At 34.0% G+C, this 15,498-nt stretch carries 11 protein-coding genes and 1 pseudogene; 9 read left to right on the top strand and 3 right to left on the bottom strand.

Annotation, left to right across the window (positions count from 1 at the left end):
- The first annotated feature begins 147 nt into the window (after positions 1-147).
- From smc to EZJ43_RS07320, 9 genes are all read left to right on the top strand, one after another.
- On the top strand, positions 148-3,762 hold the full coding sequence (smc, locus tag EZJ43_RS07360) for a chromosome segregation protein SMC (protein ID WP_133262065.1): 3,615 nt from the start codon (positions 148-150) through the stop codon (positions 3,760-3,762).
- Between the two features lie 489 nt (positions 3,763-4,251).
- Positions 4,252-7,017 carry a TonB-dependent receptor gene (locus tag EZJ43_RS07355; RefSeq protein ID WP_133262064.1) on the top strand — a complete coding sequence of 922 codons (2,766 nt, stop codon included), beginning with the start codon at positions 4,252-4,254 and terminating at the stop codon, positions 7,015-7,017.
- A gap of 5 nt (positions 7,018-7,022) precedes the next feature.
- Positions 7,023-8,432: a hypothetical protein gene (locus EZJ43_RS07350; RefSeq protein ID WP_133262063.1), complete on the top strand. Its 1,410-nt coding sequence runs from the start codon at positions 7,023-7,025 to the stop codon at positions 8,430-8,432.
- Between the two features lie 34 nt (positions 8,433-8,466).
- A complete protein-coding gene (locus tag EZJ43_RS07345) occupies positions 8,467-9,663 on the top strand; it encodes a metallophosphoesterase family protein (protein ID WP_165953101.1) in 1,197 nt (398 codons plus the stop codon).
- A 342-nt stretch (positions 9,664-10,005) separates the two neighbouring features.
- Positions 10,006-10,200, top strand: a complete 195-nt coding sequence (locus EZJ43_RS07340; RefSeq protein ID WP_133262061.1) for a hypothetical protein — start codon at positions 10,006-10,008, stop codon at positions 10,198-10,200.
- A gap of 13 nt (positions 10,201-10,213) precedes the next feature.
- Entirely contained in the window at positions 10,214-10,624 is a 411-nt protein-coding gene (locus tag EZJ43_RS07335) for a type II toxin-antitoxin system VapC family toxin (protein WP_133262060.1), read from the top strand.
- 10 nt (positions 10,625-10,634) lie between these two features.
- Positions 10,635-11,606, top strand: coding sequence for a M28 family peptidase (locus tag EZJ43_RS07330; protein ID WP_133262059.1), 972 nt, complete (start codon positions 10,635-10,637; stop codon positions 11,604-11,606).
- Positions 11,607-11,784: 178 nt separating this feature from the next.
- Positions 11,785-12,156: a BlaI/MecI/CopY family transcriptional regulator gene (locus EZJ43_RS07325; protein WP_133262058.1), complete on the top strand. Its 372-nt coding sequence runs from the start codon at positions 11,785-11,787 to the stop codon at positions 12,154-12,156.
- Between the two features lie 110 nt (positions 12,157-12,266).
- Positions 12,267-13,496: a M56 family metallopeptidase gene (locus EZJ43_RS07320; RefSeq protein WP_165953100.1), complete on the top strand. Its 1,230-nt coding sequence runs from the start codon at positions 12,267-12,269 to the stop codon at positions 13,494-13,496.
- Between the two features lie 91 nt (positions 13,497-13,587).
- On the opposite strand, the gene EZJ43_RS07310 is transcribed toward EZJ43_RS07320, so the two are convergent.
- The 3 genes and pseudogenes from EZJ43_RS07310 to rsmG all read right to left on the bottom strand — a co-directional run bounded on the left by EZJ43_RS07310 (position 13,588) and on the right by rsmG (position 15,484).
- Entirely contained in the window at positions 13,588-14,367 is a 780-nt protein-coding gene (locus EZJ43_RS07310) for an ATP-binding protein (RefSeq protein ID WP_262708858.1), read from the bottom strand.
- Positions 14,353-14,739: pseudogene (locus EZJ43_RS17330) on the bottom strand (ATP-binding protein); the annotation flags it as partial. The gene EZJ43_RS07310 and the pseudogene EZJ43_RS17330, both read right to left, overlap by 15 nt.
- Positions 14,740-14,848: 109 nt before the next feature.
- Positions 14,849-15,484 (bottom strand): 16S rRNA (guanine(527)-N(7))-methyltransferase RsmG, encoded by a 636-nt coding sequence (gene rsmG / locus EZJ43_RS07305; protein ID WP_133262056.1) that lies wholly within the window; start codon positions 15,482-15,484, stop codon positions 14,849-14,851.
- Positions 15,485-15,498: the final 14 nt, after the last annotated feature.

Below are 15,498 nucleotides of genomic sequence, written 5' to 3'. Positions count from 1 at the left end.
CAATACTACCATTTAAATAGTAAAAAAGTTTTAGTCCGATAAAATATTTAAAACTTTAAAATCATCTTTTTTAAATACATCCATCCAAAAACTTGAAATACAGCAAAATTATCGTTAATATTGAAATCGCTTCTGCAGCGGTTAACCATGCAACTTACTCGATTAGAAATTAAAGGTTTTAAAAGCTTTGGCGATAAGGTAATCATCAATTTTAATGAGGGCGTAACTGGCATTGTTGGCCCAAATGGTTGTGGAAAATCGAACGTTATTGATGCCATGCGATGGGTCTTGGGCGAACAGAGCACCAAAGCACTTCGATCTGAAAAGATGGAAAACATCATTTTTAATGGCACAAAAAATCGAAAACAATCGCAATTAGCAGAAGTTTCTTTAAGCTTTGATAATACAAAAAACATTTTACCAACGGCCTACTCGCAAATTACAGTTACCCGAAAATTGTATCGAAATGGCGACAGCGAATACCGTTTAAATGATGTTCAATGTAGATTAAAAGACATTACAGATTTATTTTTAGATACTGGAATTGGCTCAGATAGTTACTCCATCATCGAGCTGAAAATGGTTGATGAAATCATCTCAAATAAAGAACATAGTAGGCGCTCGTTGTTTGAAGAAGCTTCGGGAATTTCTAAGTACAAATTACGTAAAAAACAAACTTTTAGTAAGTTAAAGGATACAGAAGCCGATTTAGAACGGGTGGAAGACTTACTTTTCGAGATTGAAAAAAACTTAAAAACATTAGAGAACCAAGCCAAAAAAGCTGAAAGATATTATAAAATAAAAGAACAATATCGAGATTTAAGCGTGCAATTGGCAACGCATAGAATTGGTTTTTTTCGTACGGATTTAAATGCGTTAGAGTCGCAAGAACAAAATGAACAGATTAATCGCACAACTTTAAGTTCAAAAATAGATTTGCAAGAAGCTGATTTACAAAAAATCAAACTGGGCAGTATTCATCAAGAAAAAAACCTTTCGGTACAGCAAAAGGCTACAAATGAGTTGGTAGCTAAAATTCGTGCTTACGAAAGTGAGAAAAAAGTAAAAAATGAACAAATGCGTTTTTTACAAGAAAAAGAAAACAGATTATCGGGTGAGTTAGAGAAAGATAAAAATCAGGTTAACCACGTTAAATACAATATTAAGCGCTTAAATGAAGAAGTAGTTATAGAAACTGAAATATTTGGCCGAATAGAATCTGACTTAAATTTACTAAAAACAACTCTTGAGAACCTCAGGGAACAACAGCAAATAGAGAAAAATAGATTAGATAATTTTGTAAAATCAACCAACGATTTTCAGAATCAGGTTTATCAAGCGCAAAAAGACATCGATATTTTAAACATCCAGAAAGATGCTTTGGTGCAAGAAACCAGCAGAAATGTTGATGATACAGATACCAAAACATCAGAATTAAAAGCCTTCGACCATGCATTGGCAGAACTTGACCTTTCAATTGCCGAGAAACAAAGTAAAATTAAACATTTTAAAGAGGCAGAAGAAATTTTAAAAGAGAAGTTAACCGAAGCTGAACAAAATTTAAGTTCGAATAAGGAAAAACTAACTGCCGAAAACCGCAAGAAAGACGCAAAACAGAACGAATACAACCTCACAAAATCACTTGTTGATAGTTTAGAAGGCTTTCCGGAATCTATTCGATTTCTTAAAAAAAATAATGCTTTTGCAAAATCAGCATTGTTGCTATCTGATATTTTATTTTGTAAAGAAGACTATCGCATTGCCATAGAAAACTACCTAGAGCCTGTAATGAACCATTACGTTGTAGAGAAATACAGTGATGCGGTACTTGCAATTAATTTATTAACGGACGCAAGCAGAGGCCGAGCCAATTTTTTTATATTGGAAAACATACCCGATAAAAATGTATCAATTGGAGTTTATGAAGGCTTAATTGCTGCACTTTCGGTAATTGAGGTAGATAAAAAATATCAAGTTCTTTGCAATTTACTTTTGCAAAATGTTTACATCGCGGTAGCTGAGCAAGAAAATATTTTTAAAGAAAACCCAAAAGAGGGCTTAACTGTTTTAGCCCAAAACGGAAAATATGCACAAACTAAATTTACGTTGGCAGGTGGATCAATTGGTTTATTTGAAGGCAAAAGGATTGGTCGCGCTAAAAATTTAGAAAATTTAATTAAGGAAATTAAGCAATCAGATTTATTAGTTAACCAATATAATTTAGCGATAAGTACGGCTACAGAAAGCATATTTAATTTAAAAGAATCGTCAAAAATTGATCAAATTAATACTTTTCAACAAGAGTTAAATCGGTTAAGCAATGAGCACATTTCTGTGCAAACCCGCCGAGATCAATATCAGGATTTTATTACCACCAGCGAAAACCGCAAAAGCGACATTGCGCAAAGAATTGCTTCCATTGAAAAATCACTTTCAGAAAAATTACCTACGTTAATTGAATTGCAGAAGAAACAACAGGATGACCATTTGAATTTGCAGGAGCAACAGCAAAATTACCAAGAACTTGCTGAAGATGTGAATGAAAATGCTGGCAAATACAATCAAGATAACATCCGCTTTCATCAGCAACAAAATAAATTAGCTGGTTTAGAAAAGGATTTAGATTATCGCTTTGTGCAAGAAGAAGCTTTAAACAAGCGCATTGAGCAAAATGACAAGGAATTGCAAGAAGCCTTGAACCAAATTACGGCAACTTTACAGCATACCGATTTAAGCGATGATACACTTTTAGAGATGTATCAGCAACGCGAAGAAATGGAAAAAGCACTTGCCGAAGCTGAAAAAGAATACTTTGAAGCCAAAGGAAGTATTAATGATATGGAAAGCAATTTAATGCTAATCCGTAAGAATAGAGAAGATACCGATTTTATAATAACTGAGTTAAAGGACAAAAAAAATACGCTTAAAATTGATTTAAACTCGTTAAAAGAACGATTAGCGGTAGAATTTAACATTGACATTAACGACCTATTGGAAGTTGAGAATGAGAACAAGGTTGAGGCTGAGACTGAGACTGAGGTTAAGGTTGAGACTGAGACCGAGGTTGAGAGCGAGGCTGAGGTTGAGGCCGGGGTTGAGAGCGAGTTTGAATTACGGCAGAAAGTTGAAAAATTAAAACGTAATTTGGATGAGTTCGGTGCCATAAATTCGATGGCGATGGAAGCTTTTAAAGAAATGGAAGAACGATATGTGTTTATCCAAAACCAGAAAAAAGATTTGAACGCAGCCAAAACCGATTTATTACAAACCATCAAAGAAATTGACGATACCGCAAAAGACAAGTTTATGCAAGCCTTTACCCAAGCGCGCGAACACTTTATTGTTGTATTTCGTTCTCTTTTTAATGAAGAAGACAGTTGCGATTTAATCTTATCGGATGTAAATAACCCGTTAGAAGCCGATATTGATATTATTGCGCGTCCGAAAGGCAAACGACCGCTCTCCATCAACCAATTGTCCGGAGGCGAAAAAACATTAACAGCAACCGCTCTCCTATTTTCACTTTACCTATTAAAACCGGCACCATTTTGTATTTTTGATGAAGTTGATGCACCTTTGGATGATACCAACATTGATAAATTCAATAACATCATCCGCAAATTTTCAGATCAATCGCAATTTATAATTGTATCTCACAACAAAAGAACCATTGCCAGTACGGATATTATTTACGGCGTAACAATGGTAGAACAAGGCGTTTCGAGGGTTGTAGCAGTAGATATGAGGGAAGTAGCGGCTTAGCTGAGGGTTGGAAGGTGAAAGGTTTAGGGTAAAAAAGTTTAAAGTTTACGCCCGATAGCTAAGCGACAATTTATTAAGCACCAAGATTATTGACTATAAAAAGTCGTTTAGTTACGAAACGCACATCAGAAACATTAGCCAAAACTATTGAATTAATAAATGATGTTTACGATGAATTGTTTGGATAAACATCAATCTGTCTGTTCTTAAATTTCAATTATTACTCAAATAAATTTGGTAAAAAATTGAAGCATTTCCTAAAAATTATCCCTCTTGTTTAATTCTAATCTTTCCATTCAATATTAAAAACAGCAGAGAATTATTCTAAATTCTCATTATCAATGTTAACAAAACGTTAACAAAAGTTTGTTTTTTGGCGTCGAATATTACCTCAATATTATCAAATCATAAAGTCTTCTGTTAACCGATTATCTGCGGTTTTACTACACATTTCGTGACCTATATTCGCCAAAAAAAAATACTTTTTTTATGAAGAAAGGCCATAAGTTAAGCCAATTATTTTTAATTTATCTAGCAACATTTTTTACAATACCAGCTTTTGCTCAAACTATAAAGGGCAGTGTAACTGATGCTGTAACTAAAGAGTTTCTAATCGGTACTAACGTAAAAATTAAAGAAACCGGCAAAGTTCAACCTGTACAGTTAGATGGGTTTTACAATTTCAAAGACATTAAAGCAGGAACGTACACACTTCAATTCCGCATTTTATCTTACGTTAATAAAGAGGCTAAAGTAACCGTTGGCAAGGGTGTTTCTATTGTTAATGTAGAAATGAAGCCCGATGCAGTGATGTTAAATGAAACTGGAGTTGTAGCCAATCAAATATCGAACGATAGGCGTGCTAGAACTTTGGAGCGCAATGCAACACAGGTTCTGAATATCATTTCAGCTCAAAATATTGAGCTTTCGCCAGATATTACTGTAGCAAACGTAATGCAAAGGGTATCGGGCGTTACCATCGAAAGGAGCAGTTCTGGCGAAGGTAGGTATCCAATTATTAGAGGTATGGAAAAGCGATACATCAACACGCTAGTTAACGGAATTAAAATACCAAGTCCTGATAATAAAAACAGATTTATACCGCTAGATTTATTCCCATCCGAACTACTTGAACGTTTGGAGGTTAGCAAAACCCTAATACCATCAATGGAAGGTGATGCAATTGGGGGAACAATTAATTTAGTAATGAAAGATGCGCCCGCTAGAGAATTGCTACAAATTAACGTTGCCACAGGATACAATACCGCTTTTAGCAACCGCCCCTATCAGCAATTTGATAAAAGTACGATTAACAAACTTGCGCCGTCAGAACGATTTGGGAGTGATTACAACGCAAAACCCTCCGATTTCCCAGTAAATAATTTAAATTACTCTGATAAAAATACGCCGATTAATACTACTTTCGGCATTACTTACGGCAATCGCTTTGGAGTTAACAAAAAATTAGGATTTTTGCTTTCTGGTAGTTATCAAGATAAACTAACGGGCAACAACTCAACATTTTTTTTACCAAATGCCCAACCTAGCATAAATAATATCCCTCAATTTATCCAACTTCAATCTCGTGCATATTCGCAACAGAGTAAACGCATAGGTATCAATAACAAAATCGATTACAAATTTAACGATAGAAATAAATTATCGTTAATTAACGTATTTGTGCGGTTAGATGATTATCAAACTAGGATTGTAGCCGATACCATTGCACTAAATTCATTAATTGATGCACAAAGTAGAAGTAGATGGCAGTACCAATCCATTTTTAGCTCGGCGTTAAAAGGCGAACATAAAATGGCAAACGATTTTAAGTTTGATTGGTCTTTATCTTATTCTACGGCCAACAACAGTGTGCCAGATCAAGCAGATTTTACACATGAATACTCAATAAATAAAACAGAAACAAGTCAGGATATTTTGCAGGGCATGACGCGCATTTGGACACATAACAGCGATCAGGATTATGCTGCTTACGCAAACTTACACAAGAAATTCGATTTACTAGGCAAAAAATTTGAGTTACAAATTGGCGGTGTAGAACGAAATAAAACCCGAAATTCTTACTTTAATTCTTATGGCCTTACGCCAGTTTTAATAGATAATAAAACACAAGAATATACCAGTATAAACAATGCGAGTTATACATTTAAAGAAACCGATGGTGGCAAAGTTTCTCCTAATGGAAACAATTACAATTTTACCGAAAATGTTTTTGCAGGTTATGCGCAAGCAGAGTGGCACTTAACTGAAAAACTTACTGCTACCGGAGGTTTAAGGATAGAACATACCAAGCAAAATTACACCACCGAATTGCCTTTGGGTACAGCTGCAAAAAACGGATTAATAACTTATACCGACTTTTTGCCAAGTGGTATTTTTAAATATAAATTAAATGCCAATCAAAATTTGCGATTATCATATTATCGCGCATTGGCACGTCCCGGTTTTGCAGAGTTAATTCCAGATGGACAACAAGGCGAAATTTTTAAAGAATCTGGAAACCCAGTAGGTTTAAACCACACAACGGCCGATAATATAGATTTTAGATATGAGCTTTTTCCAAAAAATGCTGATGAGCTTTTATTGGGCGTTTTTTATAAAAATATTCAAAATCCGATTGAGTTTGCAGCAGTTAAAACTGGGGTAACTACTCAAACTTTAATTCCTCAAAATTTTGGCGATGCACGTAATTTCGGCTTTGAGGCTGTATATACAAAATACTTTGGTCCTTTTGGTGTGGTGGCCAACTACACTTATACACAGTCCAAAATCACATCCGATAAATTATTTTCTTACCGAAATGATGCAGGGCAAGTAAGTTCTCGCATCCAATCAGAAACCCGCCCATTACAAGGCCAGTCGGAAAATATTGGCAATTTGGCCTTAATATACAAAAACCCTAAACTGGGTTTTGATGTACAAACCGCATTCGTTTATACCGGAGAAAGAATTGCATTGGTTAGTCCGTATTTTGGTTTAGATTATTGGCAGGCACCTACAAAGCAATTAGATTTTTCGGTTGAGAAAAAGTTTGCAAAAAAATTCTCCGTTTACGGTAAGATAAATAACCTAACAAACACGCCCTATATTCTTAGGTTAAAACAATCGTATAATATGTATTTACAATCGCCCGGGGCGCGTCCATTAAACTTACAAACTAACCCAGATGAAAATATTATTGTTCAAAAAGATTATTTCAAAACCAGTTTTTTAATTGGCCTACGCTATAAACTATAAAAATCATGAAAAAATTAACTTATATAATTGCTGTGGCTTTTATTAGCATAAATATTTGTGCTTGTTCTAAAAAAGCAGACTTCAAAGCGCTTTCTGAGCCTTCAGTTTTAATTTCATCACCAATTAGTGATGTTGGTTGCATTGCGCCTACTGCACCAGCCATATCTGCAGGTATTAAAGGGACAATGCTTGCGGGCAAAACTTACAACATTTGCGGTAATGTAATTGTGGATGTTAAAGACACTTTAATTGTGCAAGAAGGTGTTACCATTAATTTTAATGGCAACTATGGCATTGGTGTAAAAGGTACGTTAATTTGCTTAGGTACAAAAGCCAAACCAATTTATTTCACTTCGCCAGGTGCTGTAAAAACCGATCAAATTGGTGCCGATCCATCTAAAGATGTCGCTTTTGAAGGTAGATGGACAGGTATTATTGGCGGACCAACGGCAAATAAAATTATTTTAAAATGGGCACATATAGAATTTGCTGGCGGTAAGCCAAGTGGCGATTTAGCAACGCTGTCAAAAAATTCTTATCCATTATTTTTTCAAAACCCAAATGGCATATTGGTTTTTGAAGATTCTTGGATTTATGGCAGTATTGATGATCCAATTCGTACGGTTGGAGGAAAAATTGCCATTATGAGAAATACTTTTGAAAAATGTGGTTACACAGGTGGCGAAGCTTTAAATGCAAAAGGCGGAACAATTGGCGATTTTGCCTACAATTTATGTATCGGCATTGCCACAAATGGGCCTAAACTATCAAACTCTGGTGCGCTTCCTGGTGTACCCGGAACGAACGTGCGTATGTACAATAACACCATCGTAAACTGCGGTTATCGCCGATCGGCAGCTGGCCGTGGTGGTTCGATAAACCTCGAACAGGATGCCGCAGGGATGGCTTACAACAATTTAATGGTTAATTGTAAATTTGGAATCCGCATTGTACAAAACCCAATGGCCGATACCTTAAATACAAAATACGGTTACAATTACACTTATGCAGATATTGCGACTGTGGCAGACCAAATTTATCCATCTAAATCGTTAAGTGTAGCCATTACAAAAGCCCAACCAACAGATATACCGAAACCAGCAGATTTTTTACCTGCAGGTTGGAACCCAGGTGATACCTACACTGCTAATACTGCCATATTAGGCGCAAACAATCCTCAATTTATTAATGGCCCAATACCACTTCCAGCTGGCGCAAGCTTAGTTGATATTTCTACCGTTGGCAACTATAATTTTGCCTTAAAATTAACATCGCCTTGCATTGGTAAAGGTTTTACAGGTTTTAAAGCCAAGGGCGATGTACCCATAGATTTAATATATGGCGCAACAGAATTGACACCGCCGGGTAGAGATATAGGTGCATTCCAAACAGATGGAACAGGAAACCATCATTAATATCTACACTAAATTTCAATTAAGTAATTTTAAAATGTTAAAAAAGATATTGCCCATTTTTGTTTTGGGCTTGCTAATTAATACTATTTCCGTTACCTCAGTAACTGCTCAAACCAGCGACCAAAATAAAACGCTAAATTTCGTTTTCACTTCTGATGCCCATTATGGAATTACTAGAAAATTATTTCGAGGCGAAAAAAATGTAAGTGCACAAAAGGTAAATCGTGCCATGATTAATGCCATCAATACAATTACAACAATTACTTTGCCCATCGGAAATGGCGTGGATGCAAACCAAAAAATTGCTGGTGTAGATTATTTAATAGAAACTGGCGACATTTCTAATAGAATGGAGATTCCTTATCAAAGTGCAACCGCATCGTGGCAACAATTTGCAAGCGATTATTATGGTAAATTAACGTTAAAAGCACCATCGGGTAACCCTACCCAAATTTTATTGGCTCCCGGCAATCATGATATCTCCAATGCAATTGGTTCTTATAAAACGATGCAACCCAAAACCGATCCAACAACGATGGTTAACATTTATAATTTGATGATGAAACCAGAAATTCCACTCACAAATGAAACATACAATTATGCAATCCATAAAATAAATTACTCTTTAAACATTTCCAACATTCATTTTATGTTTATCACTTTGTGGCCTGATTCTGCAGAGCGAATTTGGATGGAAAAAGATTTAAAAACAGTACCAGAAAGTATGCCCGTAATACTTTTCACACACGACCAGCCAACTGCAGAAGCATCACATTTCACCAATCCAATTTTCCCTTTTAAAATTGTACCCAACCGGAAATTCGAAAATTTATTAGCCGAACATTATAAAGAAACCCAATCGAGGATGCCGAAAGGCTTTGACACCAATATTGAGCAAAACGGTTTAATAACATTTTTAAAAGCACATAAAAACATTAAAGCCTACTTTCATGGCAACAGCAATTGGAACGAGTTTTACAATTACCACGGACCAGATAACGATATAAACTTACCAGTTTTTAGAGTAGATAGTCCGATGAAAGGCAAATATTCGAGTAAAGATGAAACCCGATTATCGTTTCAACTCATCTCTATAGATCCTGCAACACAAAAACTAACGGTGAGAGAATGTTTATGGAATACCGAGCCGACTAATGCAAACAAGGAAATTGTTTTTGGCGATACAAAGACGATCAGCTTAAAAATGAATACAGTTACAAATAAGGAATAGAAAAAATCTAGTACTTGTATATACGGTTAAATAAGTTTTGGCAACTTTATTATGTTTTTGCATAGTAAGGACGCTAAAACTTTTTTGATTTTGAACATCAGCCAATACCATTTTTAAAATCAGCTGCTCACCATCAAGAAAAATACTTCTTATCATTTTGCCTAAAGCCAGCAAATAATTTTAGCGCAGATTTGGCGATTAAAATCGAATGTGAAATAGGCTTTAATCCAAAAACTCAACAACATATTAAAATAACAGCATTTTAAATGCGATTGCCCTGTTGCAATACGCAACAAGAAATTGCGTTTAAAAAATGTATATTTGTTATAAAAATTCATAATTATGTTGGCCAGCGTTAAAGGATATTACGAAAAAGGAAAAATAACCCTAAGAGAGAAGGCTCCTGTTGAGTCAAAAACAGAAGTTGTCGTAACCTTTTTAACCGACAGTCCTTTGGAAGTTTTTAAAAGAATCCCAGGTGCTTTAAAAGGAAAATATCTATCTCTGATGATTTTAATGAGCCATTGGAGGATTTAAGAAAATATATGTAATGGCTTCTAATCATTATATTTTAGATACTCATGGCTTAATTTGGTTTCAAGAAAATAATCCTAGAATACCAAAAGGGGTAATGAACATTGTTCAAAACATCAATAACACGATCTATTTCAGTCAAATAAGTCTCTTCAAAATCTCAATAAAACAATCCTTAGGCAAGTTAATTCATTTCGATACTACTATCGAGAAATTGTACAATCAAGCTTTATTAGATGGCTTTACGTATCTATCCATAGAAAATTCTGCTATATTCAATTATGGGGATGTTCCACTTTTAAGTGGCTATAGAGATCCTTTTGACCGCTTACCTATCTCATCGGCTATCGAAATTGATGCGACATTATTATCTGCTGATGAAAAATTTAAACTTTATCCAAATCTGCTTAAATTATTTTGGCAGTAACTTCAACATTATGAAAATCCTCTTTATTTTACCCTTAGCCCTAATGCTAAGTTGCTGTTCTTCAGTAAAAAATCAGAATACCAACTCAGATCAATTAGACAAACAACTTATCAAAGACGTTGAGGTATTGTCATCTGATGTTTATGAAGGCAGAAAAACCGGAACTAAAGGTGCAGAAATGGCGAGAAAGTACATTGTTGATCGATTTAAAAAGTTAGGGTTAAAATCTCACCCTCAAAACGTTAATTATGCGCAGGAGTTCACTTTTAATTCGAGAAATGGAGCCAAAATAAACGGAACTAATATTATTGGCTACATTCCAGGTAAAACCACCAATGTAATTGTTGTTTCTGCCCATTATGACCATTTGGGTATTGTGAAAAACCAGATATACAATGGCGCAGATGATAATGCTTCGGGTACGGCTGCGCTTTTAAAAATCGCTGCTTATTTTTCAAAAAATCAACCTACTAACACCATTATATTTGCTGCTTTTGATGCTGAAGAAATAGGTTTACAAGGCTCTAAGGCATTTGTTGCAAATCCGCCTGTTAACATTAATACCATTGCAATAAATTTAAATATGGACATGATTGGGCACAACGATAAAAATGAACTTTACGTTTGTGGCACTTTTAAATACCCCGATTTGAAAAAATATGTGGTTAATAACAACCCTAATATAAAAATTATTTTTGGGCATGACGATCCGAAAATGGGTCACGATGATTGGACAAACCAAAGCGACCAAGGTTCGTTTAACGCTAAAGATATACCATTTTTATATTTCGGCGTAGAAGACCATAAAGATTATCACCAACCAAGTGATAAGTTTGCAACTTTAACATTGCCGTTTTATAATAACGCTACCAACGCAGTTTTAGAAGTGGTTAAAAATATAGATCAGCAAAGTGGATTTCAAAACAGCCTGAAAGATAAAATGATTATGATGGATAACCCTAGAAAATCACAACGGTTTTAGAAACTGCCTCGCAATAATTACAAACCTGCCTAAAGAGCAGGTTTTTTTATTTGATCTAATCATCATTTAAAAAAATAACAACTTGATTATCATAACTTTAAAATAAAACTATAAAAATAGTTTGCAAACTATCTTTATAGTAGTAACTTTATTTAATCAAACTATAAAAGTAGTTACCATGTTAAAAGAACTCACAAAAGCAGAAGAGCAGATAATGCTTATTCTTTGGGAAATGGAAGAAGCATTAGTTAAAGATGTTATCGAAAAAATGAAAGAACCTAAGCCCGCTTATAATACCGTTTCTACAGTTATTAGGGTTTTAGAAGGAAAAGGATTTTTAGACCATAAGGCAATTGGCAATACCTACATCTACTTCCCTATTATTAAAGAAGCTGATTATAAACGATTTGCTTTAGATAAAGTAATGAACAACTACTTCGAAAATTCTTATGAAAGCCTAGTTTCATTTTTGGTAAAAGATAGAAATATGGATTTGAATGAACTGGATGAATTAATTGCATTGGCAGAAAAACTTAAAAAAGATAAATGATGAGCTGGCTATATTATTTGCTCGAAGCCAATCTGTATCTTTCCATATTTTATTGCTTTTACAGATTATTTCTACGTAAGGAAACTTTCTATTCGTTGAACAGATATTACTTGATATTAAGTTCGTTTTTTGCTTTCATTATCCCTTTTTTTCAATTAGGATTTTTAAAGCAAGCTAATAGTTTAGTTTTAACCTCACGGATCGAATCGATTGAACAAGTTAATCTACCAATCAATAGCGCGATAACAACCATTCAACAGTCCTTTTTCACAATTGAGAATTTCATTTTGACAATATATGCTTTTGTTGCTATTTTATTTTTTTGCAAACTCTGCGTAGGCTTATTTAGTATATTTAAGTTAATAAAGAAGCCGTTTAATATAATAGAAAATGATGTTAAATTAATTTATCTAAAAAACTCTGGCATAGCTTTTTCATTTTTCAACCTGCTTTTTTTGGATTCTAACTTATCACAAAGGAGCACAATTATTAAACACGAATTAGTTCACATTAGGCAAAAACATAGTTTAGATGTGCTATTTTTTGAAATTATTCAAAGCATAAATTGGTTTAATCCATTCTGCTATTTATTAAAAAAAGATATAAAACTTATACACGAGTATTTAGCTGACGAAGCGACTACGCAAAACGAAGTAGAAAAATACGATTACGCTATATTTCTTATCCAAAATTCACAGCGTATCAATATTGTCAATCTAACCAATCAAATATTCAGTTCATCAATTTTAAAACAAAGAATTAACATGTTAAATCAAAAAAAATCGTCAAGTTGGGCTAGGCTCAAATTTCTATTTATTTTGCCTTTAGTCGTAGGGCTTATTTCCTTATCAACTATGGCATTTACAAAAAACTATTCAAAAATAGATTTGTATTCAAAAGGTGAAAAATTAGATTTCAATCAACAAGATAGTATAAATAAAAAAAACAAGCTAAAACAAAGTGTTGCTAAGTCCGCAACCATAAAAGAACTTGATCATACGCCTACACTTCAAAAAACTATACTTTTAGCTCCGCCACCTAAGCCTAAAAAAAGCGAGTATAAAGGAGAAACTTATAAAATAGATTTAATTTTAGATAGAACAAAAGGTGAAAAATTAATAGCTCCAGACTCCGAAAAAGGTGAAAAGTCGGTATCTATTTACAGTGAAAGAGGTGAAAAAATTTTTGTAACAGATAACTATAAAAATGATTGGGATGGAAAAGTAAATTTTTACACCAAGAAAAGTCTCCCTGCTGGAAACTATAGCTATGTCATAACTATCGCGAAAACTGAGAAAAGCAAGGCAAAAGTCATTCAGGGCTACATAAGCTTAAGATAATTAATGCTACTGCGGTACGTAAACCACGTATTTAGTTTCAAAAAAATCTTCCTCAAAATAATCTGAAAGCGGGTATAATTCTGCTTTCAGATTAAAACATTTTGCCCCAAGGCTTAACCATAATACCATTGCTTCTTTGCTGTGTAGCAGTACCCGTGTAACAAAGTATGGTTTCTATATTTTTTTTATTTGCCAATTTTTTAAAGTAGAGCAATCCTTTCTGGAAATCTTTATTCATGGTGGCGCCAGCTTTAATTTCTATGGCTGTAATTGCCGATGGCATATCTAAAAGCACATCAATTTCATTACCAGTTTTATCTCTCCAAAAGTATAAATTATCTTGTAAACCCTTATTTAAGCGCTGTTTTAATAAATCTACAACCATTAAATTTTCGAACAATGCGCCTTTTATAGGGTGTGTACTTAGCTGTTGTGCATCTTGAATACCTAATAAACTACAAACAACGCCTGTATCATAAAAATAAAGCTTTGGAGATTTAACAATTATTTTATTGAAATTATTAAAATATGGTTTTTGAAGATATACAATGTAACTAGATTGTAGAATATGCAACCAAGCTTGCACCGTTTTAGCGTCTATGCCACAATCGTTACCTAATGATTGCATGTTTAATAGCTGTCCGCACCGACCAGCACAAAGCCTTAAAAACTTCATAAACAGTGCCAAATCGGTTATGTTTTTCAATTGCCTTACATCTCGCTCTACATAAGTATTAATATAATTTGGATACCAATCTATTGGCGAAATATCTTTATAAATCGGTTCTGGATAATTTCCGTTAAAAATTTGAGTTTCGTAATTAGCAATTAATTTTGCCTTTTTTAGCTCTTTTAAACTGCAAGGAAGCAAATGTAAGTATGCAACCCTACCTGCTAAAGTTTGCGAAATACTTTCTTGCATTAAAAAATTATTGCTGCCACTTAGTATAAAAAAGCCGGGTTTGTCCTTCTCATCTACAATTTGTTGGATATAAGAGAATAAATGTGGTAACTTTTAAACTTCATCTAAAATAGCACCATTTTTAAACTGCTTTAAAAAACCATTTGGGTCTGTAGTGGCAAATTCAGCAACATCAGGGTTTTCTAAAGAAACATACGGCTTGCGAGGAAAAGTTGTTCTGCAAATAGTTGTTTTACCACTTTGCCTTGGACCAACAACTGCTACAACTCTAAATTTTGAAGCTAATTGTTTCAGTTTTATTTTTCCAACACGCTCTATCATAGTGCAAATATAAAAAATATTTGTCCAAATCGGGAATCAGATTCCATATTTAGACAAATACTTTAAACAATTATCTGATAATGAACAATATAAGAATTTAACCTTCTAATTACTGGGCTACGTAAACCACGTATTTAGTTTCAAAAAAGTCTTCCTCAAAATAATCTGAAAGCGGATACAACGTTGCTTTCAGTTTTGATTCTGCAATTTCTTCGGTCAAATCGCCACCTTTTAAATATAAAATACCATTCGGAATAGCATTAATTGAATCTTGTTTGAATTTACCTTGTATCCAAGGGTAAAATTCGTTCAAACGCGTTACCGCTCTTGATACTATAAAGTTAAATTTTTCTCTAATCTGCTCAGCCCTCAAATGATCAGCTTTAAGATTTTCTAACCCCAAAGCTGAAGCCACTTCCTTAACAACCTTAATTTTTTTACCGATAGAATCTACCAAATGAAACTGTGTATCGGGAAATAAAATAGCCAAAGGTATGCCTGGAAATCCGCCTCCAGTACCTACATCCAATACAGATTCGCCCGCTTTAAAACTGCAAATTTTTGCTATGCCTAAAGAGTGCAACACATGCCTTTCGTATAATTCTTCGATATCCTTTCTAGAAATTACATTGATTTGTGCATTCCAAAAGCTATAAAGATCAAATAATTGAGAAAATTGATCAATTTGTTTTGCTGATAAATCAGGAAAGTATTTTAAAATGATATCAGGTTTTATATCAGCCATGTTGTTTAATTTCT

The sequence above is a fragment of the Pedobacter changchengzhani genome (assembly GCF_004354365.1).
Classification (GTDB): Bacteria; Bacteroidota; Bacteroidia; order Sphingobacteriales; family Sphingobacteriaceae; genus Pedobacter; species Pedobacter changchengzhani.
Note: the sequence above shows the minus strand (reverse complement) of the source record. Positions and strands in the feature narration are given on the sequence as shown.